Below are 1,162 nucleotides of genomic sequence, written 5' to 3'. Positions count from 1 at the left end.
CAGCATAACTTAAGAAAACCAGTCTCCGCCAATCCCGGGGCGGTTCAAGGTGATATTTGTGCAACAAAGTAGGTTCTGAGCCGAAAAAGTATTGAAATTATTTTTTGAGCTGACGTTATGTTTTCATGATTTTAGTGCCAGGCCAGTTTTGTGACGTAACCATGTTTTTCGCCAGATCTATGAGAATTTCGCGCACGGCTAGACCAGCTTCCGTTTCTGGAATGCTTTCCGGTACACAGAGGGACACATCCTCCTGTATCACGGGACTACATAGTTCATACACACGGGATTTGCCTGGAACGATAATCTTGCTGGCGACAGACCAGGGTAGGATTGTACAGCCAACGCCTGCGGCAACAGCATCCTGAAGCGTCAGCAGTGCTTCAACTTCAGCAACAATATTGGGCGTAATCTGTTTGCGTGCAAAAGCCATGTTAATGCGCTTGCGGACAAAGTTGTAGTCTGGGGGAAGGAGCAAGGGAACTTCCGTCAGATCAGAGAGCCTGACCGGAGAAGAGAGGTTCTCTGTAAAAGAAGAGCTTTCCGGGGCAACCAGAAAGAAATCTTCTTTCATGAGAGGTGTGAAGTGTACCCCTTTGATAGGTCCAGCCCCATGAATGACCGCCATATCCAATCGGCCTGTCATGACCATTTCACTATAAATATCGTCAAAACTTTCAGTCAGGTGGAGCGTGATGCCCGGCAATTTCTCACGCACTTCCTTGAGGAGTGCCAGAGACAGCGTGGAACCCGAAGAGTAAGGCGAAAGCCCGACCGAAACCTTGCCCACCAACGGCCCTGCACCGTTACTGATCTCAGTCATGGCGCGGTCAAGCTGTTTGATGATGGTTTGTGAGTGGCGATACAATTCGAGACCAGCGGCCGTTGGGGTGACACCCATTTTGCTGCGGATCAGCAGTTTCTGTTTGAACGCGGTTTCTAGTGATGCCAACTGCTGGCTGAGAGCTGGCTGTGCAATATTCAGAATATCGGCAGCACGAGAAATACTTCCAATATCAATAATTTTTACGAACGCTTGCAACCGACGAATATCCATTTTGCCCTCTCCATGCACCGTATTTGATTGGATTTTAATAGAATTTTTGTAAATGGTCTGAACCGCCCCGGGATTGGCGGAGACCGGTTTTCTTAAGTTAGGCTA

At 48.4% G+C, this 1,162-nt stretch carries 1 protein-coding gene; it reads right to left on the bottom strand.

The window, feature by feature from the left end:
- Positions 1-115: 115 nt before the first annotated feature.
- Entirely contained in the window at positions 116-1,057 is a 942-nt protein-coding gene (gene nac / locus LOC54_RS12235; protein ID WP_025825418.1) for a nitrogen assimilation transcriptional regulator NAC, read from the bottom strand.
- Positions 1,058-1,162 lie beyond the last annotated feature (105 nt).

Origin of the sequence: Acetobacter sp. AN02 (genome assembly GCF_029759835.1) — a bacterium.
GTDB lineage: Bacteria > Pseudomonadota > Alphaproteobacteria > Acetobacterales > Acetobacteraceae > Acetobacter.
This window is presented reverse-complemented; position numbering and strand designations above follow the sequence as displayed.